This window comes from Glaciecola sp. 2405UD65-10 (genome assembly GCF_048820975.1).
Lineage (GTDB): Bacteria > Pseudomonadota > Gammaproteobacteria > Enterobacterales > Alteromonadaceae > Glaciecola.
On record NZ_JBMEUF010000001.1, the window covers coordinates 789,810 to 808,553 of the forward strand.

General features: G+C 38.1%; 26 protein-coding genes and 1 tRNA gene. 21 read left to right on the forward strand and 6 right to left on the reverse strand.

What is annotated here, in order from left to right; all coding sequences use genetic code 11:
* The first annotated feature begins 9 nt into the window (after nt 1-9).
* From ACOI22_RS03590 to ACOI22_RS03655, 14 genes are all read left to right on the forward strand, one after another.
* Nucleotides 10-636 (forward strand): hypothetical protein, encoded by a 627-nt coding sequence (locus tag ACOI22_RS03590; RefSeq protein WP_420670293.1) that lies wholly within the window; start codon nt 10-12, stop codon nt 634-636.
* Nucleotides 636-1,175, forward strand: a complete 540-nt coding sequence (locus ACOI22_RS03595) for a hypothetical protein (protein ID WP_420670295.1) — start codon at nt 636-638, stop codon at nt 1,173-1,175. Before ACOI22_RS03590 ends, ACOI22_RS03595 begins: the two co-directional genes overlap by 1 nt.
* On the forward strand, nt 1,175-1,396 hold the full coding sequence (locus ACOI22_RS03600; protein WP_420670297.1) for a hypothetical protein: 222 nt from the start codon (nt 1,175-1,177) through the stop codon (nt 1,394-1,396). Before ACOI22_RS03595 ends, ACOI22_RS03600 begins: the two co-directional genes overlap by 1 nt.
* Nucleotides 1,396-1,686: a hypothetical protein gene (locus tag ACOI22_RS03605; RefSeq protein ID WP_420670299.1), complete on the forward strand. Its 291-nt coding sequence runs from the start codon at nt 1,396-1,398 to the stop codon at nt 1,684-1,686. The genes ACOI22_RS03600 and ACOI22_RS03605 overlap by 1 nt, the downstream gene beginning before the upstream one ends.
* Nucleotides 1,679-2,239: a phage N-6-adenine-methyltransferase gene (locus ACOI22_RS03610; RefSeq protein WP_420670302.1), complete on the forward strand. Its 561-nt coding sequence runs from the start codon at nt 1,679-1,681 to the stop codon at nt 2,237-2,239. The genes ACOI22_RS03605 and ACOI22_RS03610 overlap by 8 nt, the downstream gene beginning before the upstream one ends.
* Entirely contained in the window at nt 2,236-2,442 is a 207-nt protein-coding gene (locus ACOI22_RS03615) for a hypothetical protein (protein WP_420670304.1), read from the forward strand. Before ACOI22_RS03610 ends, ACOI22_RS03615 begins: the two co-directional genes overlap by 4 nt.
* A gap of 2 nt (nt 2,443-2,444) precedes the next feature.
* The gene (locus ACOI22_RS03620) at nt 2,445-3,599 is read left to right on the forward strand and encodes an integrase (protein WP_420670306.1); all 1,155 of its coding nucleotides are present in this window, start codon (nt 2,445-2,447) and stop codon (nt 3,597-3,599) included.
* A 320-nt stretch (nt 3,600-3,919) separates the two neighbouring features.
* The gene (locus ACOI22_RS03625; protein ID WP_420670308.1) at nt 3,920-5,326 is read left to right on the forward strand and encodes a tyrosine-type recombinase/integrase; all 1,407 of its coding nucleotides are present in this window, start codon (nt 3,920-3,922) and stop codon (nt 5,324-5,326) included.
* Nucleotides 5,323-5,931 (forward strand): hypothetical protein, encoded by a 609-nt coding sequence (locus ACOI22_RS03630; protein ID WP_420670310.1) that lies wholly within the window; start codon nt 5,323-5,325, stop codon nt 5,929-5,931. The genes ACOI22_RS03625 and ACOI22_RS03630 overlap by 4 nt, the downstream gene beginning before the upstream one ends.
* A 114-nt stretch (nt 5,932-6,045) precedes the next feature.
* Nucleotides 6,046-6,321, forward strand: coding sequence for a hypothetical protein (locus ACOI22_RS03635; RefSeq protein WP_420670312.1), 276 nt, complete (start codon nt 6,046-6,048; stop codon nt 6,319-6,321).
* Entirely contained in the window at nt 6,314-6,712 is a 399-nt protein-coding gene (locus tag ACOI22_RS03640; protein WP_420670314.1) for a hypothetical protein, read from the forward strand. The genes ACOI22_RS03635 and ACOI22_RS03640 overlap by 8 nt, the downstream gene beginning before the upstream one ends.
* Before the next feature lie 3 nt (nt 6,713-6,715).
* Nucleotides 6,716-6,952, forward strand: a complete 237-nt coding sequence (locus tag ACOI22_RS03645; protein ID WP_420670316.1) for a hypothetical protein — start codon at nt 6,716-6,718, stop codon at nt 6,950-6,952.
* Between the two features lie 10 nt (nt 6,953-6,962).
* On the forward strand, nt 6,963-7,376 hold the full coding sequence (locus ACOI22_RS03650; RefSeq protein ID WP_420670318.1) for a hypothetical protein: 414 nt from the start codon (nt 6,963-6,965) through the stop codon (nt 7,374-7,376).
* A 26-nt stretch (nt 7,377-7,402) separates the two neighbouring features.
* Nucleotides 7,403-8,149, forward strand: a complete 747-nt coding sequence (locus tag ACOI22_RS03655) for a hypothetical protein (protein ID WP_420670320.1) — start codon at nt 7,403-7,405, stop codon at nt 8,147-8,149.
* 193 nt (nt 8,150-8,342) lie between these two features.
* Here the strand turns inward: ACOI22_RS03655 and ACOI22_RS03660 are convergent, their stop codons facing one another.
* Nucleotides 8,343-8,507, reverse strand: a complete 165-nt coding sequence (locus ACOI22_RS03660) for a YlcI/YnfO family protein (protein WP_420670322.1) — start codon at nt 8,505-8,507, stop codon at nt 8,343-8,345.
* A 76-nt stretch (nt 8,508-8,583) separates the two neighbouring features.
* Here ACOI22_RS03660 and ACOI22_RS03665 point away from each other — a divergent pair, with 76 nt between their 5' ends.
* The 3 genes from ACOI22_RS03665 (at nt 8,584) to ACOI22_RS03675 (ending at nt 12,818) form a co-directional block, all read left to right on the forward strand.
* Nucleotides 8,584-8,835, forward strand: coding sequence for a hypothetical protein (locus ACOI22_RS03665; RefSeq protein ID WP_420670324.1), 252 nt, complete (start codon nt 8,584-8,586; stop codon nt 8,833-8,835).
* Nucleotides 8,836-9,616: 781 nt separating this feature from the next.
* Nucleotides 9,617-11,377: a phage major capsid protein gene (locus ACOI22_RS03670; protein ID WP_420670326.1), complete on the forward strand. Its 1,761-nt coding sequence runs from the start codon at nt 9,617-9,619 to the stop codon at nt 11,375-11,377.
* A gap of 394 nt (nt 11,378-11,771) precedes the next feature.
* Nucleotides 11,772-12,818: a hypothetical protein gene (locus ACOI22_RS03675; protein WP_420670328.1), complete on the forward strand. Its 1,047-nt coding sequence runs from the start codon at nt 11,772-11,774 to the stop codon at nt 12,816-12,818.
* Nucleotides 12,819-12,856: 38 nt separating this feature from the next.
* Here ACOI22_RS03675 and ACOI22_RS03680 read toward each other — a convergent pair.
* Nucleotides 12,857-12,933, reverse strand: a tRNA-Val gene (locus ACOI22_RS03680).
* A 90-nt stretch (nt 12,934-13,023) separates the two neighbouring features.
* A complete protein-coding gene (locus tag ACOI22_RS03685; RefSeq protein ID WP_420670330.1) occupies nt 13,024-14,094 on the reverse strand; it encodes a patatin-like phospholipase family protein in 1,071 nt (356 codons plus the stop codon).
* Nucleotides 14,095-14,598: 504 nt separating this feature from the next.
* Here ACOI22_RS03685 and ACOI22_RS03690 point away from each other — a divergent pair.
* From ACOI22_RS03690 to ACOI22_RS03705, 4 genes are read left to right on the forward strand one after another with little or no spacing between them, the layout of a single operon-like run.
* The gene (locus tag ACOI22_RS03690; RefSeq protein ID WP_420670333.1) at nt 14,599-14,949 is read left to right on the forward strand and encodes an ArsC family reductase; all 351 of its coding nucleotides are present in this window, start codon (nt 14,599-14,601) and stop codon (nt 14,947-14,949) included.
* The gene (gene dapE, locus ACOI22_RS03695; RefSeq protein WP_420670335.1) at nt 14,912-16,069 is read left to right on the forward strand and encodes a succinyl-diaminopimelate desuccinylase; all 1,158 of its coding nucleotides are present in this window, start codon (nt 14,912-14,914) and stop codon (nt 16,067-16,069) included. Before ACOI22_RS03690 ends, dapE begins: the two co-directional genes overlap by 38 nt.
* Nucleotides 16,066-16,746, forward strand: coding sequence for a M15 family metallopeptidase (locus ACOI22_RS03700; RefSeq protein WP_420670337.1), 681 nt, complete (start codon nt 16,066-16,068; stop codon nt 16,744-16,746). The genes dapE and ACOI22_RS03700 overlap by 4 nt, the downstream gene beginning before the upstream one ends.
* Complete coding sequence (locus tag ACOI22_RS03705; RefSeq protein ID WP_420670339.1) at nt 16,743-16,940, forward strand: DUF2897 family protein; 198 nt, start codon at nt 16,743-16,745, stop codon at nt 16,938-16,940. The genes ACOI22_RS03700 and ACOI22_RS03705 overlap by 4 nt, the downstream gene beginning before the upstream one ends.
* On the opposite strand, the gene ACOI22_RS03710 is transcribed toward ACOI22_RS03705, so the two are convergent.
* From ACOI22_RS03710 to astE, 3 genes are read right to left on the reverse strand one after another with little or no spacing between them, the layout of a single operon-like run.
* Nucleotides 16,937-17,257, reverse strand: a complete 321-nt coding sequence (locus ACOI22_RS03710; protein ID WP_420670341.1) for a heavy metal-binding domain-containing protein — start codon at nt 17,255-17,257, stop codon at nt 16,937-16,939. The two genes, ACOI22_RS03705 and ACOI22_RS03710, sit on opposite strands and share 4 nt — an antisense overlap.
* Nucleotides 17,235-17,690 (reverse strand): HIT domain-containing protein, encoded by a 456-nt coding sequence (locus ACOI22_RS03715; protein ID WP_420670343.1) that lies wholly within the window; start codon nt 17,688-17,690, stop codon nt 17,235-17,237. The genes ACOI22_RS03710 and ACOI22_RS03715 overlap by 23 nt, the downstream gene beginning before the upstream one ends.
* Nucleotides 17,680-18,735 carry a succinylglutamate desuccinylase gene (astE, locus tag ACOI22_RS03720; protein WP_420670345.1) on the reverse strand — a complete coding sequence of 352 codons (1,056 nt, stop codon included), beginning with the start codon at nt 18,733-18,735 and terminating at the stop codon, nt 17,680-17,682. The genes ACOI22_RS03715 and astE overlap by 11 nt, the downstream gene beginning before the upstream one ends.
* Nucleotides 18,736-18,744 lie beyond the last annotated feature (9 nt).

Sequence of the window (18,744 nt, forward strand, 5' to 3'; positions counted from 1 at the left end):
GGGAAATTAATGACTAACCAAAACCAAACCCGCAAACCCAACATAGAAAACATGGCTTGCTTTGAGCAAGTGGCAAAAGTAATAGGCAAATCACAGGCGCGGCTTGAGCAAGGTGATTCTGATCCACACTGGTTTGCAACGGATAGCGCCCCAGTTGATTTTCGCATGCGCTCACTAGCAGACATTGAACGCATCGTAGAAATTGAAGCCGAGAACGAAACTTTAAAAAAGACTAAAAATGCACAAGCAAGTCTAATTAAATCACTTGAAAAAGTGCAGGCGCATCTAACGAACAAAGATTATTCACTTAGCGAGGGTAATTTAAAGTCACTTGAATCATCGCTTGAATCTGAGCGTGAAATGAACGCTGAACTAACCGAAGAAAACGAGCGGAGAAATAGAATGATTAAAATAACGGGATTTGGGCAGCTAAGCATTGGTGATAGAATTAAAATCATAGGAAAGTCTGAACGCGATTCTTATAAATCAGTAACCGTCAAAGATGTTTTAAATAAAGGTCGTGTAAATGAGGAGGTTATAATAAACAAAAGGTTCAACCACTACTTTATAACTAACATGCTTATTAACGGTGGCAGTTGGGCTGTAGAGGCTTTTAAACAAGCGGAGGGCGAATAGTGAAAAAAGATACCTACACAAAATCAAGATATATGATACTTAATCAAGTGCTGAGCTACCCAATCCTTGCAGGTACGGAATGGGAAACGGACGCAAGAAACCCTAAAGTGGGTGATTTAGTATCCATGAATTGTGCGCCTGCTACTGAATATTATTTGTCATGGGTTGTCGGGTGTAATGGAGATAAAGCCCTATTAAAAAGCATTGAAACTGGAGGTTTATGCTGGTGGTCAAATGTAGGTTTTAATATCTACAAAGATGATTTACCCGAACAATGCAAGTGGTCGGACGCGCAGTACGAGTTCTGTAGAAAATGGCAAAAAGCAGCTGATAAATGCGGGGCATATATAATTATGCCTATTTTAGATTTTGAGAATAATAAAGCTGTTTTAGGGGTAAGAAAAAGGTATGGAATAGGTGAAGTCACAAAAGAAACTATTAAAATAAAATCTTGGAGAAGTGCGACTATAAAAAGCCTGGCGCCACACTACAGATTCCTTGAAAGTGAAACCCGTAAACTGGAAACGGAGGGCGAATAGTGTTTGATAAAATATTCAACCTAGTAGAAGAAAACCCACGCTTAACAGCAACGCTTTCCTATCATGGCATAAGTGATTATACAATGGTAATTGAGAATGCAAAGGGTTTAGGTAACTACACTGAGGTATCCAACTGCCAACATAGCGACTTAGATTTCGTGTTAGCTACTTCTTACGCAAATCTGGCGCAATGGCTTATTGATAATAAAGGGGGTTACTAGTGACTGAATACACCTTTGATAAACTAGGCCGTTTAAATTTTCATCCTGATTTACATGCTAATCAAGGTAAGCCCTGGACTAACTATGATCAAAACTACTTAGCTGATAATTACTATATAGATGGCCCTGAATGCGTATCTTTAGCTTTAGAAAGAACCATTAGATCAATCATGGTGAAAGCTAATGAACTTAGAAAAATAGGCCTAATGTCAGCACCCACTAAACGCAAAAACCATAAACGGGTTTTTAGAACCAATCTATTAAATAAGGATGATTGCAATAATGGCTAATAACAATAACTGGAAAACGCCTAAAGAAGTGTTTGCTTATTTTAATGCTACCTATGGTTTTATTTTAGATGCTGCAGCTAGCGATAAAAATGCGTTATGTCATCAGTATATAACCGAAGAATTTGATTGCCTTAAAACTTGCTGGGGTGCTTATGTTAATCCGGGCTCATACGCTTGGCTAAATCCTCCCTACTCGCGCCCTCTTCCATTCGTTAAAAAAGCGCTAGAAGAAAGCCGTACCCATGGTATAGGTACAGTCTTGTTACTTAACTGTGATCTATCAGTGGAATGGTCAAAGTTATTAACTGAAATACAATGCGAACTAATTATATTAACTGCCAGCGGCAAAAAGCATCTTAATACGTATAAGAATGGCCGTATTGCATTTTTAAATGAACATGATAAACCCGCAGATGGTAACGCTAAAGGTCAAATGGTGGCTGTTATTCCTCCTTATGTAAGATGGGGTTCGCCTACCACTACTTATTTACCTTTAACCGATGTAATGACCGTGGGCGCCGATATTATAAGAGGAAGAAAGGTAGCTGTATGATTTTAACTCCTAACCAGTACGCAAAGAAATTCTATGAAGGCGGTGTTACATGCGCGACTATAAGAAACTGGATTAAACAAGGAAGATTACCAGTTGATCATGTCGCTGAAAGAACGCCAACTGGCCATTATATTATTAGAGTTAGTGACTCACCTAAAACGAAAGCGCAATCATTGGCTGAATTAATGAAGAAAAGAGCATAGCAATGGCACCAAGACGCAAGCAAGCAAGTAATAGTGATATGCCCACAGGATTAAGCCCAGTTAAACACAGGGGCGTTATTAGGTTTAGGTATCGCTATCCATCAGGTAAAGATTTCTGGTTCCCTATGGGCACAACTAGGAACGATGCTGTTGAAGCTGCTTGCATATTCAATGCTGAATATAGAAACCCGCACATATTGGCTATGGAAAACGCTGATAAGTACAACCGGCCATTAGCTAAGTGGTTGCCTAAAGTAATTAGAAGAGTGCGAACCGATGAACGCTTAAGCCCTCAAGTGCTAAAAACCTTTTTAAGTAACTGCGATAAGTTAATAGAAACACATGGTAGTGTTTATTCAAAATCTATAAACCTAGAAATGGTAAATGATTTTATTGAACAACACGCTTCAAACAAAAGCATTGAAGTACAAAATAGAAAAATACTTTTCCTTTGCAAAGTGTTTGATTACTTAGTTGATATGTCAGCAATGAGTAAAAATTATGCCAGGGATAAAAAGTTAAGGCCCACTGCTAAAAAATTAAGGCAGCGATTAAAGGTTGAAGATTTTGAGCTTATTTATAATGCGGCGCCCAATTACCTTAAAACAGCTATGGCGTTATCTATTCAAACTACACACGCAGTTTTAGAAATTAGCCTGGCAAAGTATAAAGATTGTCGCATGCTTGATAAGCCTGAATTGTTAGATGGTGTGCTTGTGTTTGGTTATATGCGCATCCACCGGCAAAAAGTGAAAACAAAAGAAAGCTCTAGGGTTGAAATACCTATAACTAGTGCACTAAAGCAAATTATTGAAGATAGCCGCAATGATAAAGTATTAAGCCCTTATATTGTTCACGCTATTGCTAAGAGAAAAAATATACCTAAAGTGTGCGACCATCCCACACAGCTAACTAGTGATTACTTAAGTAAAGCGTTTAGCCGGGTTCGTGATGAATTAGGAATATTGGGCAATATTGAGAAAGCCAAGCGCCCTACTTTTCATGAAATAAGGGCCCTATCAATACACTTATACGATTTAGCCGGGTATGACCCACAGGCAAGGGCTGCACATGCTAATGCAGAAACAACAAAGATTTACAAAGATGGTCATATTGAATGGGTACGTGTACCCGCTGGTGAGATAAAAATAGGATAAATTAGACTACTGTATAAGGTTACGGATAGGGTACAAATAGGTTACACATTTTTAGCCTAAAATCTAAAGCCCTTAGAAATAGTGGTGCGACTAACTAGATTCGAACTAGTGCCCTCTACCATGTCAAACAAATTTAAAGAATTTTTAAATATTTCAATATAAACAACAAAAAACAATTATATTCATATAACTCAATTACTTGCTAAAAAACACCACTTAACAAAAGACCTCTACCCTGTTTTATTTGTTGCTCATAGTTTATACTTGATGCCAATCAATGGCCCCACTTTGGTCCCACTTTCAAAATAGATGGAAGTTACATGGCAAATATAAGCGATACGTCAATTACAAAATCATCAAGCGCCGCATTTGTAAAAAATGCAGATAAAGACAGACAACTAACTTGCACCAAAATTAAAGGCTTTTACTTACGTAAAACTCAAACCGGTGGAACTTGGTATTACCGATATACAGATTTTGCTGGTAAGCGCAGAAAACTAAACTTAGGTAAATTTGTAGATGGTGCTGCTTGCCGAATGACTGCTGTCGATTTGATTACTGAATTTAGAAATCAACGCAATAAGGGCGAAGATCCAAAACAAGAGATAGATAAAAAGAAAGCGAACTTTGTTTCTGACAGTGAAAGAAGAGATAGTAAGCTTGTTTCAACCTATTTAAATGGCTCTTACACAACTTACCAGCAAGATAAGAAAAACCAAGGTAAGCACACAATAGACATGCTCAAACGAGCCTTCGATTGCTTTATGGACACGCCAATGGACGAAATATCAAAGGCTGACTTGGCTGAGTGGCAAGCAGAGTACACGAGAGGCGATATAGTGAAGAAAACAGGCAAACGTAAGCCTAGGTCGCATGATACTGTTTCAAGATCATTCAAGGCCCTTAAAACAATGGTTAGGCATGCTTATATCAATGATGTCCTTAACTCATTCCCCGCAGACTTTGAAAAGTTCAAATTAAAGCCAGAAAGCGACATTGAAAAGGAACAAAGGCAAAACAAAAATCAGAATAAGAAAAGGCGTTTGTTAAGTGACAATGAAATCATCCAAATAAACCAAGGCTTAAGTGCTTATCATCAACAATTGGTGAACGGAAGAGAAAACAGTCGTAATCATGGAAAAGCTCACCTGCCGTCAATGAAAAATTTAGCTTTTGCCAATTGGTTCTTTCCTTTTTTCAGACTTGCCGCATATTCCGGTATGCGCCCGGGCGATCTATATAACCTACATTGGCATCAAATTAACATCAATTTTAAAGTGCTAGTAAAAACACCTAATAAAACTCGACATCATGCGAACCCAGCAAAGCTTAATATTCCGTTAAACAATTCAATCATACAAGTACTAAACAACTGGAGAATGCAACAAGGTAATCCGAGCGATGACAGTATAGTCTTTCCTTCGCCCATCACCGGAAAAGAATTAAGCAGAGACGCGCATGAAAAGCCTTGGGCTAATGTTTTAAGACTAGGTAATGTAGCCGATAAACTAGACTTTTATGCGCTTAGGCATCACTACATAAGCAAGCTAGTAGCTAACAATACTCCCCTACTTACCGTTGCACAGTTAGCTGGTCACAAATCGACAAAAATGATTGAAGAGCATTACGGACATCTCGCGCCTAATCAAGCAGCTAAAGCTTTAGATGATATTAGTAACGACTTTGGACCTACAGAACAAGCAATCAGCGAGGAAGTTAGAATATGAAGGATACGGCTATCAATGATTTACATGTAAGCGAGAAACATGAGAAAGCATATTTATCGCATTTCAATTGCTTCAAAACCGACCATAAATATAGGGATTTTTATAGAGAGTTAGTAAGGATTAAATTTATGGTCGATAACTTCAAAGATACAAACAATGACACTCCGTCAAATCAACGTAGGGATCTTAATGATATATCGAAGGCCTTAAATAAGGTGATTGATAATCTAAGCAAGCTTGACCATCACCAAGAATTATTGAACCAAATTTATTATCTAAATAAATATAAAACTCTTGAAAATATACCTAAAAATGAAGCGCAAGGAATGCTAGGTCGGAAGTTTAGCGAATCAATGGGATTAAATGAATTAAAAATTGTTTGTGAGTCCATCGCAGAAACAGCAAGTGAAATTCAAACCAATAAAGCTAAGACCCCGGTTAAGTTTGAAACTGTAAAGTTGCTATATCCATACTTTGAAAATAATGGCAATGGTGAAAAAGTTGCAAATGATATGATTAATTATCTATTAACTATTTCATTTGAGATATTAGGGATAGATTGTGAAGGAGGCTTTAAATCAGCCATTAAAAATGTCAAGAATTAATAGCGCATATTAAAATATTTATTTTTATTTTGTTATGACCTAGGTTTAGTCGAACATATTGTTTTCACTGGTATTATTTGTTTTGTCAGCAATCACAACCAAAGAGAATTAATTATGTTAGACGACAAACAAACAGAAAATATTGAGTATGAAAAAAGACTCGCAGCTTTCAAAAAAAGATATAACCTCAAAGAAATAAACACGAGCAAGACAACGGCTAGTGCTTTCTGCATTTCTGATTACACATTAAGGCTTTCACGCTCAACAGGCAAATTGCTCGGGACTGAAGCACCAAAATATACTAAATACGGACGCGCCGTTCGCTATCACGCACCAAATTTGATGTCATGGAATGAAAAATTCAATAAGGCGGAGCTTGATAATGAATAATCAAACTAAAATTTTTAAAGCAGTAAACGCGCTTTTAGCCCCCTTAGAAATACCTACAAAAAGAGCAAGAGCAAATAACTGCTATTTGCATGTTCGAACAATAAATACTGTTTCTACAAAGACTAAATCTTTGTTCTTAGAGCAGCTTGAATGGCTCATTGACGAAATCACTGACAAAAGAAAGGAAATGTATCCAGATCGATATCAGGACTTATCAACGCCAGTTTTAAGAGAGCAACTAAGCCAGCTTGAAAAAGAAAAAGAAACTGTTTTATCAGGCTTATCGCTAATGGAAGCCTTGGAGCATGAGACGGGATCAAGGTTACCGTCAAATGACAAGCCATACCCGGTAGAAGCATTAAACTCTGACGACGAACTAGAAGGAATGTAGATCATGATGAAATCGACTAAAAACCAAGCCATGCGCGATTTACTTCTTGAGCTAGTAGTTGCTCGAATGGATGCGCTAAGAAATGAGCTAAAAATTAGTGGTGATATTGATTCGAATCAATACATATTGCTGTTTGAACTATTTTTGGAGCTTGCTCCTGATGAAGCCATTTTAGAGGTTGAAAAAGCAATGAATGATAAAGGCTTAATTCAATCAACAACTGCAATTTTGAAAGCATAGTGAGGTTATAATGAATAATTATTACGGAAATGCCGCCACCCATAATTTAGATGACAGCACCGACCTGAACACCGGTAAGTCTATAGCAAAACGCCCACCTTTCAAACTTGAAATATCTTTATTGCTATTTCTTCGACTTGGTAAAGAAGGAATGAATGGTCCTGAAGCATACCAAGCCTATGGTGAATCATGCTTAAATACAACAGTCAGCACCTTACAGAATGAACGAGGTATTTGTTTCTGCAGGCGTTCCGAACAGTGGACACATCGCCACAATGGAAAAACGCATTTTCACCGGTATTGGTTAGCCGATGGTAAAGCGGAACTAATGGCAATTAGCCTGCTAAACGAGCTACGCAATAAACGCGGTATGTATCCTATACAGCCCCGTGATTATTACAACTTGCCAAACAAAGCAGCATAGCCCTTCGGGGCTTATGGTTCGCTCAGATGAACAATACTAAGGCGCGGTCTACGCGCCCACTTAAAATATTCCTACAACATCAAATAATCGTAAAAGATGGGCTCTTAGATGCGATTATAATTGGTGAGTTATTTTACTGGATAGCAAAGCAAGAGTCACCTTGGCGCAATGCTGGCGATTATTCAGCATGGCTTATGACGAACCCTGATACTATTCTGAGTAAATTTAAAAGTATCTGTGAAACAAATCAATACCTGAGACGGGATAGAACGCGCATGAAAAACGGCTATCTTGGTGCGTACAAATTTAACGCTAATAAAACACAAGATTCAAAAACGCTTAAAGAAATTTATTCGTCAATATTGAATAACTCCAATATAAATATTGATTATGGTGAATTTAACCCAGATGAGCCAAGTTATAAAGAAATACCAGAGAGCCAGCTTATAGTGCTAGATACTATCGACTTAGTTGGTTGCTATAAACAAGCTTATATTTTAGACCGAATTTCTTGGGCATTGGTGTCTAGGTGCGCGGACAATCTATACTTTAGAAGCAAGCAACATTTTGATGACTGGTGCGGATTAGGTACAAAAACAGGACAACGATTATTAGCAAAGCTGACCGCAAAAGGTTTTGCGTTTGGTAAATCAGCGAATAACCAGTTTGTTGTATATGCCGATAAGGATACATCTTCGTATCAGTTTTTTAGTGAATATATGTGCGATAAACAGCAAACAAGAAAAGCAAGCATAAGTGAAATGTTTGATTAAGGTTGGCTATCCTATAGCCTCACCTAACGGACAAAATTAGGTTTAGGACTGAACAAAATTGGGTTTAGGACTGGACAAAAACCCGTGTAGGATTGGACAAAATTGGGGCGCTGAATAGTTTCTTTATAATAGTTTCATTTAATAGTTTCACTTTAATAGCAGGCCATAAGCTAACGCTTAATGGCGCGCATTATCACTTCAACTTATTCTCACACGCATTTTTAACCCACTGGCTAAAAGACTCGTTTGTCAATTGCCTATCAATTTCAATTTTTGCTAACAAATCATCTTCAAATCTAATTTGTTTACGAGTTGAGTTCTTACGTTCAAATAACTTTTTGTTAGATTTATCTTGCAATGGTACGTACCACTATTTATATTGTATATGTACAACGATTGTACAGGCTTAAACGTAAACTAAAAAGGTGAAGAACATGGAAAACTTAGAATCATTGACTAATGACGATTTACAAAATTTAATTGATGCAAATATTGAAAAAGTGGCTTCATTGTCACTTTTACTAGTAACTGAAATGAATGAAAATTCACACGGAGAAATTGTTAAACACGATTTAGCATGGACTATAAGTGATTTATCAAGAGCATCAAGACAGGCATCAGAAATATTAACATCAAGAAACAGTGTTGCGGCGCATATAGAAGCAAGTAAAAATGCCGTGAAGTAGAAACTGTACTTTAAGGCAGTTATGTAAAGCCACCCTATCAGTAATAATAAACACTCACTCGGCTATAACGTATTGCAATGGCTGAGTGAACCTAAGCCCTGACCTAGCTAGTCGGGGCTTAACTTTTATATGTTCCTTTCATCTATATCCATAATGTAACTTTTTCAAAAAGTAGCGCGATTAAAAAAGCGTATTAATTTGGCTGAGACTCAACTAAAAGGAGCAGTCAATTATGTTTAAAGTTCTATTAATTTGCTGGGTATTTGCAATCTTTACTTATTTACTAGGTTCAATCTATACATATATAACTAGGGATATAGGCATAATATTTATATTAGGAATAGCCTTTTTAATATTAGCGTTCTTCATTGTTAATCTCATAGTAAAAGGCAGCAATGATAAGGAATGATCTAATAAAGGGCTCAGGTTCGTCCTGGGCCCTTGCTTACTATATAAATCAGAAAAGTGGTTTAAGTGAATTTTGCAACTAAACGAAATGCAAAGAGAAGTTTTTGACAAAAACCTTGATAAGGCTGCGCAAATTATTGAGTTTATATTTGACGCAAGTACGGTCCTTAAAGATGTATAAAAAGTTTTGATTACACGAAAGGAGCTTACAGGCTGTGAATCTCAAGAAAAAAACCCCCTTACATAAGAAGGGGGCCAAAACCATACATCATTTACATGGTGAATGACCAAGGAGATAACCATTCACCTGTTGAATAATACTCTTGTTTAGGTTAAAATTCAATCAACAAAACCTAAAAAGAGCAATTTTATAATGAGCATAAAAAATACTAAGCTCACACGTTTTTTAGACGTCAGTGAAACTAAGGTTAGCGATACATCGCGCTTAGTTAAACTGGCGTTTTCATCCGAGCAACCAATTGAACGAGTGTTCGATGGTCGCGAGGTACTTGAAGTTCTCGACCACTCCCCCGAATCAGTAGATTTAAGTCTGTTAAAGGACGGCGCGCCTTTACTAGTAGATCATGATGTTACTGACCAAGTCGGAGTAATAGAGAACGCAACAATCGATAACGACCGAATAGGTCGAGTACAAACCCGATTTGGCAAATCAGTACGAGCCAGTGAAGTGTTTGAAGATGTGAAAGATAAGATTAGACGAAAGGTATCTGTAGGCTATCAGATACTCGAATATTCAATTGAAGCCGGTGCGGGGCGCAACGGTGTTGATATCTATCGAGTAACGAAATGGCGTCCACTTGAGGTGAGTATTGTAAGCATTCCTGCAGACAATACCGTTGGAGTGGCGCGAAATCTAATTAATTTGAAAGAGACAAAAAAAATGACCGACATACAAACCCAAAGCGCCCGAGATAAAGAAGCTAACCGCTGTGATGAACTATTGAAAATTGGGCTTAACTATCACGAAGCAGAATTAGCTAAACAAGCTATAAGAAGTGGCGATTCTACCGAAGATTTAAGACTAGCCATTTTAGCTAAACGTGGCAATGAAGAGCCTATACAAGCTTTTGAGCTCCAATCGACTGATTTACACAGGGAAAAGCGTGAGTACTCAATAGTAAATGTGATTCGCTCACTAGCTGGTGATCATGGCGTCGATATTGGTTACGAACGAGAGTTAAACCAAGAAATACAGCACAAAAGAGGCAATAAGAGCAAAGGCTTTTCTATACCGATACAAGCGCTACAAAAACGAGCAGCCGTTGACGCAGCTAGTATAGGTCAAAGCTTAGTTGAAACGCAGTATGCCCCTAATATGATGGTTGATTTCTTACGCAATAAATCAGCCGTAGTGAATAGCGGTGCTACATCAATTCCAGTAGGTCAAGGTGGAGATTTAATCATTCCCAGACAAACTGGAACAGCAACGGCTACATGGTTAGATCTAGATGGCACTGACGACATTACCGAATCAAATCAGACATTCGATCAAGTTAACCTTTCAATGAAAACTCTTACTGCAATGACAACCTATACACATAGAATGTTAAAGCAAGGATTACCTGACATTGAAGCAATCATTACAAATGACCTAGCCGCCCTATTTGCAACGGAAATAGATAAAGCAGCATTGCAAGGTTTAGCCAGTAATCCGAAATCGCCAACAGGTATATTAAACCTTAGCGACATCGGTGCGTTAACGGCAGCCGGAGGAATGCCAACCTTTGCAGAATTAGTAGAAATGGAAGGTGTATTAGCTGACCAAAACGTTGATACTAGCAACCTTACATACCTAACTACTCCTACAATAGGAACAACGTTAAAAACCATTGAAAAAGCGACAAATACAGGACAATTTATTTGGACTGATAATGGTCAAGGCGATGGCATGGTAAATGGCTACAGGTCAATGTATACCAAGAACATGCCCGGCGGTAATGTATTACTAGGAAATTTCAGCGACCTACTAATGGCTTACTGGGGTTCGATTGACATCGAGGTTGATCCTTACGGCGATAACTTTAAGAAAGGCAATGTAGCAGTACGAGCAATGCTAGACATGGATATCAACGTAAGACGGCCTGAGAGCTTCTGTAAATTAGAAGTTAGCTAGAAACTTTACTGACAAAAGTACAAGGGGCTAATCAGCCCCTTTTTTATTTATGAAAAAAATACGCAATAGAAAAACACAGTGGTTCTATATTCATCAACCCAACAGCCTAATAAAAAAGCGGGTCCTTTCTAGGGTCTTGCGTGTGGGTACGCAGCATCGCGAGGTTTACATTCTGCGTGGAATTTTAAAACGGACTGACGATGACGACAGTTAACTTAAAGGGAGCTTTATATTTTTACTACCTGATGTTTAGGAAGTTTCCGTAGATTTAAAATTCTTTTATGCTTAACAATTCAACATTGGTCAGTCCTCAAAAATGTATTCATAGTAGCTAGAGATAGCTTTAGTTTTATGCCATCATTTCTACTAATTAAAATAAAAAAATGGATTTGCTATGCAAACAGTATATGTCGTAGGCGCTGGCGCAGGAGTTGATTTAGGCTTTCCAACAGGTGAACAGTTAAAAAAAAATATAGCTAATTTTCTTAGATGCCAAGTTGACCAATGGGGGGACTGCAAAAAAATGGATAAAACCTTAAAAAGGATTATCTTGACAGATCAAGACTCTAATAAACATACAACCGATATGGCTTTGTGTAATCGAATTGCTGATAGCATGCCGCTCAGTATGTCCATTGATAATTTTATTGACAGTAATAGAGATGATGAAAGAATTGCAAGTCTATCTAAGATAGCAATAATAAAATGTATAGCTGAAAGTGAGAAAAATTCTACGATCTACGGATTTTCAAAACAGTTAAAAAATTACGCGAATTTGGATAATATTTGGCTTTCAAAATTATTCCAAACTTTATCTCAAAATTGCACTTTAGGAGAATTAAAAAATCGCTTCTCGCAAATTTCATTTATTATTTTTAATTATGACCGTTGCGTGGAAGAATTTTTAATCCGATGTGTAGAAACTGTGTATGGGGTTAAAAGAGGTGAAGCAGAAAGCACTGTTAATAGTATTGAGTTCATCCATCCCTATGGATCTTTAGGTAGCTTATTTAAAGCAAAGAACAATGTTATAGAATTCGGCAAAGAACTCGATGCCACAGAAATTGAAGAGTTATCTTCCAATATTCGTACGTTTACAGAAGGACTAAGATACGTAACACAAAGAGAAAGATTACAATCAGTTTTGAACAAAGCAGAGAGGATTATATTTTTAGGTTTTGCATTTCACCCAATTAACATGGAGCTTTTCAAATGTGTTGCGGAAAAGAAAGAACCCGAAAAACTTATATACTCGACTACGTTTGGGATGTCAGACAGTGATAAAGAAATGGTAACTCGGCAGCTAGAAAGTCTATTTAGCGTGGACGCTTCGAAAATTCAAACAAAGGATGTAACTTGCTCAAAATTATTCAGTGAATATCAATTAAGCCTAGGATACATACAACGGCCCCAGCTCGGCCCCACTTGCGACTCAAATTAAAAATGTTAGCAACCACTTTCACTCTAAGCCTTTAAAAATGGTGCGACTAACTAGATTCGAACTAGTGACCTCTACCATGTCAAGGTAGCGCTCTAACCAACTGAGCTATAGTCGCAAAGAAAACAGCTTGTGGTGCAAAATAACTAAGCACCAAAGCGGCGCGTATAATAGCTAGGCACAGCCACATGCGCAAGTAATTTTTAGTTTATCTATGTAAGTTAATTGGTTTTACTAAGGCTTCAACGTTTTGTTTAGTCACAATGTTCAAAAATTCGTCGCCTAAGCGTTCTGATTCTAAAAGTACTCGCTGCCAATATTTGATTCGCTCTGGTGCGTCCATTGTTTCAAAATCTTTCCGGTCGGGTATTTTGCCATAAGGTAAACTAGCAACAAACTCCTCACTAGGTACAAGCATCACCACATTTTTATAACTATCATGATGGCAGACTCTGCGCTTAATTGATTTATCAAACCAACCTGGAACCGGTGTTGAATAGAAGTGAGGGTATAAAACCAGGCCTGGCGTGTTAATTCGCATATCGAAATGATAGTCAATAATCCCGCCATCTCGATACATTCCCGCCTTTGCACCTGCAATATTTTTCACTCCCTCTATTACTACAGGTATAGATCCCGAAGCCATTAAGGCAGGAATAAAATTATTCTCTTTCAGCTGATATTGTTCGGTATTTAACGGGACTTTTTCTGAAAAATCCAAGTGTTTTTCGTTTGATGAAAAAATTGCTCTAGTAAAACTTTTTTGTAGTTTTCGACGCGAAATAGCATTTCTACCTGCCGCCATAGCCAGCCCAGAAAACTGTTTAGCTTTATTTTCACTCGCCACTAATCCATGACACCTAGCCGTAACAATGTGAACCCTTTTATTAACACTATTTAGTACTTCATTAATACCCGTTTCACCCATCATGTGCCTTAGAATATCTAGGCCTTTAGCGGTAATTTCTTGGGGTGAGGGTTTATCAGAATAAACCGTATTAGCGTATTTATCAGCAAGTCGGAGTATTGCTTCTTTGGGGTTATCTTGCCCAAAGCAACAAGCTCTAAAGGCACCCGCTGAGCTACCTATAATATCTATGTGCTGTGGGCTTTTATCTAAAAATTCGTTAAAAACCACTTGGTCTAAGCCACTTAGTACGAACCATTTAGGCCCGCCACTGGCGCCAAGTAATGCCGTGAACATATTAGCGTTAAAACCAGAAGATTGGATTTCGGACAGTGCTTCTTCCCCGGCATAAATTGATAAAGGTGAATTCATTTTTTTATTTTTCTTGTATTGAGTTATCCCCATACCCTACTTTGTTCAACAGGTGCATGAGTGTGTAATTGGGGTGTTAGCATATAATTATGCATAACAAAATAGCTAAACGTGACTTAGTAATACTAAAACAAGGCCTAAAGTTCAACTCATCTTGGTGAATGAAAGGGAATAAGCACGAATCGTACGTATAATGAGCTATTAAAAATATCTATATTTATTAGCGGCTTAGTTAGTAACCCCTACACTACTCACAAACTTATCCACAGATTACGTGGATAACATTGAATAACTTTAGCGATCTCAAAATTTTTTAGCTTAATTTACTTTTTGAGCATTCAGTAAGCAGAATAAACCCTATCACTATGTTAATATTTGAGCATTATAGGCAGTTAATTACACTAAGCTCTGATTTTATCCACATTAGAGGTTCTAGCTTGCTTTAGAGTTAGCTTAAAAGAATAGAGATATACACAGCAAAATTTAAAAAATGAGATTCTAATTATGACGACCATGTATGGCATCGCGAATTGCGACACTATAAAAAAAGCGAAAAAATGGCTGGAGCAACATAACATTGCTTTCACGTTTCACGATTATAAAAAGCTAGGCGCAGATGCTGAGGTATTAGCCCAAGCCATTGATGCAAGCTCCCTTGATACTGTGGTAAATAAACGTGGTACTACTTATAGAAAATTAAGTGATGAACAAAAAGCTAATATAACACCAGAAAATGCTACTGAATTGCTTATAGAGCACTCATCAATGATCAAGCGTCCCATAATAAAAAGCGAAAATGGTATTATTGTTGGCTTTAATGAATCTCAATATAAGGAGTTTTTTAACATTGTCTGATGTCATCGCATTAACTAAAAGCTTAGTATCAAAAGCATCTATTACTCCTGAAGACGCCAATTGTCAAGTGCAAATAAAAGAACTATTGGCACCACTTGGGTTTAATAACGAAACAATGGTGTTTGAAGATACCACTAACTTGTGGGCGCGAAAAGGCAGCGAAAAACCCGTTTTTTGCTTTGCTGGCCACACTGATGTAGTGCCAACGGGCCCAGTGGACCAATGGAAGTATCCTCCTTTTGAACCCACCGAAGAAAATGGTTTTTTGTATGGTCGAGGAACGGCCGACATGAAAGCTAGTTTGGCCGCTATGCTGGTGGCAACAAAACGATTTGTACTTGATTACCCTAATCATAAAGGCTCTATTGCTTTTTTAATTACCAGTGATGAAGAGGGACCCTTTATCAATGGTACGACTCGAGTTATTGATACGCTAGAAGCTCGAAATGAAAAAATAGATTATTGCATAGTAGGCGAGCCATCAAGTACCAGTGTGACAGGCGATGTCATTAAAAATGGTAGGCGCGGCTCTTTAACGGGTAATTTAACGGTAAAAGGCGTACAAGGCCACGTAGCCTACCCTCACTTAGTTAAAAACCCAATACATGAACTGGCGCCTGCATTAACTGAGCTATGCACTACCACTTGGGACGCTGGTAATGCATTTTTCCCAGCAACTAGTATGCAAGTGTCCAACATAAATGGAGGTACGGGCGCTACAAATGTGGTGCCTGGCAGCGTAAATGCGGTATTTAATTTTCGCTTCTCAACTGAAGTTACCGCTCAAGAGCTTCAAACTCGTGTGCACGCAATATTAGATAAGCACAAACTAGATTATGACTTAGACTGGATAGTGAATGGCCAACCTTTCTTAACTGCAGAGGGTGATTTAGTTAAAGCCTGTGTTGATGGCATCAAAACCGTGATGAATATTGATACTGTTTTATCAACCGCTGGCGGCACCTCAGATGGCCGCTTTATTGCACCTACTGGCGCTCAAGTAGTCGAGTTAGGGCCTGAAAATGACACTATCCACAAACTCAATGAATGTGTAAATGTTAGTAATGTGATTGCCTTAGAAAAAGTCTACTACCAAGTACTGGTTAATTTGCTCGCATGATAACACCTCATCAAGCTATGGGTTTAAGTAGTGCGCACTTAGTTGAAGTCACTGACGGGCATTTCCTTCAAGGAACCGTAAAAAGCGCATTTGAGCAAATGCAAAAGGCCGCTCTTAGGCAAAAAATAGATGTGCAAATTTGCAGTAGTTTCAGAAGTTTTGAACGCCAATTATCTATTTGGAATAGGAAATGGAAGGGCGAATTGCCGCTGTATCGCTTAAATGGCGAAAAGTTAAATGCAAATACCTTAAGCGACGAAGAAAAAATACACGCAATTATGCTTTGGTCTGCTTTACCTGGCGCTAGTAGACATCATTGGGGAACTGACTTTGACGTTTATGACAAAGCTAATGTAGAGGCTTTACAGCATGATTTTCAGCTTATCCCCCAAGAGTATGAAGGCTCAGGGCCATGTGCTAAGTTAAGTAGTTGGCTAACTACTTATGCTAAAGACTTTGGGTTTTCCTTCCCATATGCAGAATATGTAGGTGGAGTGGCTAAAGAGCCTTGGCATTTATCACATACAGAATCCGCGAGCGCAATAGAAACGCAATTTAGTACAGAAAGGTTAGCTAACACGCTAAGTGAATCCACTATTTGTGGAAAAGACACTATTCTAGAAAATTTAGATAATTTGGTATATCGATACACATTTAACGAAGGGAAAAAATCATGACCTTAAGTACCACATGGGTGGTTGTTATTATTGTAGTGGCAATTGCGGCCATAATTGGCACCATTACCGCCCTTAAGAAAAATAATAAACCCTTTGAATTTCCAGAGGGATACGAAAATCCAGCACCTTACAGCAAGGATGATGAAGCAGAAGATGCTGATAAAACCGACAAAGATAAAAGTAGTTTAATTTAGCTAATTTTGACCGCAGTACCGCTAATACTAACCATTAGCATACTGCCATTCTGCCCTACTACTTCATAATCTAGGTCTACGCCTACTACGGCATTCGCGCCTAAAAGAAGCGCTTCTTGCTGAAGCTCGGCAAATGCAACTTTGCGAGCTTTGGTAAGCTCAGCTTCGTAAGAACCTGAGCGGCCACCCACAATATCTCGTATTGATGCGAACAAATCTTTAAACACATTTGCGCCCATAATTGCTTCACCAATTACAATTCCATAGTATTGTTCAATTGACTTACCTTCTACGCTATTCGTTGTAGTAATTAACATGTATTTCTCCTTTGTTTTCGTGCTCAATCGCTTTACAAATACTGGCTACGCGCCCAGAAAAAATTTCGGGCGCATATGCTTTTTCTTCACCTAAGCCCCAAATAGGAGCAGGCCATGCTTCATCATACTCAAATCTTGCCACATGGTGTATGTGCAATTGTTTCACAATGTTTCCAATGGCGGCAATATTGAGTTTATCAGGCGAAAACACCTCAGTTAAGGCTTTACTAACTAGATTAGACACCGCAAGAACTTTATACTGTTGCTGCTGACTCAACTCATACATTTCACTTATGTCGTTGATTTCCGGCACTAACAATACCCATGGGTAGCGAGCATCTTTACTTAATCGTATTTGAATGAAGTCAGCTTGGGCAATTAAAACAGAGCCATTTGCTAAGCGCTTATCAAGTTGAAAAGGTTCAAAGCTCATAAGGAATCACCGTTAAAATGGCGCGTTGGCCTATTGCTACATTTGCATTGGGGAAAACAATTGCTTCGTTATCAAACTGCGCTCGATACTCTGTTCCCGATTCGGTAGCTAAAATATCTCCTGCTTTAAATTCGCTGAAATTAACCATATCGTCGGCGAAATTTAGCGTAAAGTCGCTCTTATGTTTATTTATAACTTGATTAACAGTATAAATTGTTAGAGGGCACTTTTCATATTCGGGTAACGACACCTCAGCTTCGCTCAGCAATTCAACTAATTTTTGAAAAACAGCTTTAAACTTGCCCATATCATTTTGGCCAAACGGTTTAACTTTACCAAGTTCAACCGTAAAAGCATGAGCTTGGTGTTGATAAGACGAGAAATAGCTAAAAGTACCGGTTGGTGATTGCGAAAGTAAAATGGTGTTTACCTCACAAGCTGACAAGAACGCTAATTGTTCTTTACTATAGTCACGCCCGTGCAAATACGGATAAACGGCAAACTTTTCATTTTTAGATGGGCGAATAGCGGTATGTAAATCATAATGCAACTTAGTTGAGGGCGCTTTTTCAAAAAAATCATCTACCTGTTTCATCAACACTTTCGCTCTGCGCCCTTCAAGACTTTCACTCGAAATATCACGGCTAAATAAACGATTTAAATTTTCGTCGACAAAACGCTCGGAAATAGCCATAGCAGGTATATTTCCGAAAATAAATAAAACACGGTGCGCTGTTTCTAATTCTTCTGACAAAAGTTTATGTATTAATAAGCAGCAGATCTCAATTGGCGCAGTTTCATTGCCGTGCACAGCGCAAGATAAAACAATGCTTTTGGATTGTTCGGCATTCGTGTGAGTACTATGCTGGTTTAAGTTAATAGCCAGTATGCCATCGTCAAGTAAAGTAACGTGGCTTTTGTTATCTAAAACAAAGCTTAGTTGCTGGCCGTTGAGGGTATATTTAAGACAAAAATCGATATAGTCTTTTGTAATAAGTGTTTTGAGTTCAGAACGAGATAAACCTGAAATGTCTTTTTGCTGCACAAATATGTC

Bases quoted from the DNA above. Each gene is read 5' to 3' on its own strand.
- ACOI22_RS03590 (WP_420670293.1), top strand. From the start codon at position 10: ATGACTAACCAAAACCAAACCCGCAAACCCAACATAGAAAACATGGCT.
- ACOI22_RS03610 (WP_420670302.1), top strand. From the start codon at position 1,679: ATGGCTAATAACAATAACTGGAAAACGCCTAAAGAAGTGTTTGCTTAT.
- ACOI22_RS03615 (WP_420670304.1), top strand. From the start codon at position 2,236: ATGATTTTAACTCCTAACCAGTACGCAAAGAAATTCTATGAAGGCGGT.
- ACOI22_RS03620 (WP_420670306.1), top strand. From the start codon at position 2,445: ATGGCACCAAGACGCAAGCAAGCAAGTAATAGTGATATGCCCACAGGA.
- ACOI22_RS03625 (WP_420670308.1), top strand. From the start codon at position 3,920: ATGGCAAATATAAGCGATACGTCAATTACAAAATCATCAAGCGCCGCA.
- ACOI22_RS03630 (WP_420670310.1), top strand. From the start codon at position 5,323: ATGAAGGATACGGCTATCAATGATTTACATGTAAGCGAGAAACATGAG.
- ACOI22_RS03635 (WP_420670312.1), top strand. From the start codon at position 6,046: ATGTTAGACGACAAACAAACAGAAAATATTGAGTATGAAAAAAGACTC.
- ACOI22_RS03640 (WP_420670314.1), top strand. From the start codon at position 6,314: ATGAATAATCAAACTAAAATTTTTAAAGCAGTAAACGCGCTTTTAGCC.
- ACOI22_RS03645 (WP_420670316.1), top strand. From the start codon at position 6,716: ATGATGAAATCGACTAAAAACCAAGCCATGCGCGATTTACTTCTTGAG.
- ACOI22_RS03650 (WP_420670318.1), top strand. From the start codon at position 6,963: ATGAATAATTATTACGGAAATGCCGCCACCCATAATTTAGATGACAGC.
- ACOI22_RS03655 (WP_420670320.1), top strand. From the start codon at position 7,403: ATGAACAATACTAAGGCGCGGTCTACGCGCCCACTTAAAATATTCCTA.
- ACOI22_RS03665 (WP_420670324.1), top strand. From the start codon at position 8,584: ATGGAAAACTTAGAATCATTGACTAATGACGATTTACAAAATTTAATT.
- ACOI22_RS03670 (WP_420670326.1), top strand. From the start codon at position 9,617: ATGAGCATAAAAAATACTAAGCTCACACGTTTTTTAGACGTCAGTGAA.
- ACOI22_RS03675 (WP_420670328.1), top strand. From the start codon at position 11,772: ATGCAAACAGTATATGTCGTAGGCGCTGGCGCAGGAGTTGATTTAGGC.
- ACOI22_RS03685 (WP_420670330.1), bottom strand. From the start codon at position 14,094: ATGAATTCACCTTTATCAATTTATGCCGGGGAAGAAGCACTGTCCGAA.
- ACOI22_RS03690 (WP_420670333.1), top strand. From the start codon at position 14,599: ATGACGACCATGTATGGCATCGCGAATTGCGACACTATAAAAAAAGCG.
- dapE (WP_420670335.1), top strand. From the start codon at position 14,912: ATGAATCTCAATATAAGGAGTTTTTTAACATTGTCTGATGTCATCGCA.
- ACOI22_RS03700 (WP_420670337.1), top strand. From the start codon at position 16,066: ATGATAACACCTCATCAAGCTATGGGTTTAAGTAGTGCGCACTTAGTT.
- ACOI22_RS03705 (WP_420670339.1), top strand. From the start codon at position 16,743: ATGACCTTAAGTACCACATGGGTGGTTGTTATTATTGTAGTGGCAATT.
- ACOI22_RS03710 (WP_420670341.1), bottom strand. From the start codon at position 17,257: ATGTTAATTACTACAACGAATAGCGTAGAAGGTAAGTCAATTGAACAA.
- ACOI22_RS03715 (WP_420670343.1), bottom strand. From the start codon at position 17,690: ATGAGCTTTGAACCTTTTCAACTTGATAAGCGCTTAGCAAATGGCTCT.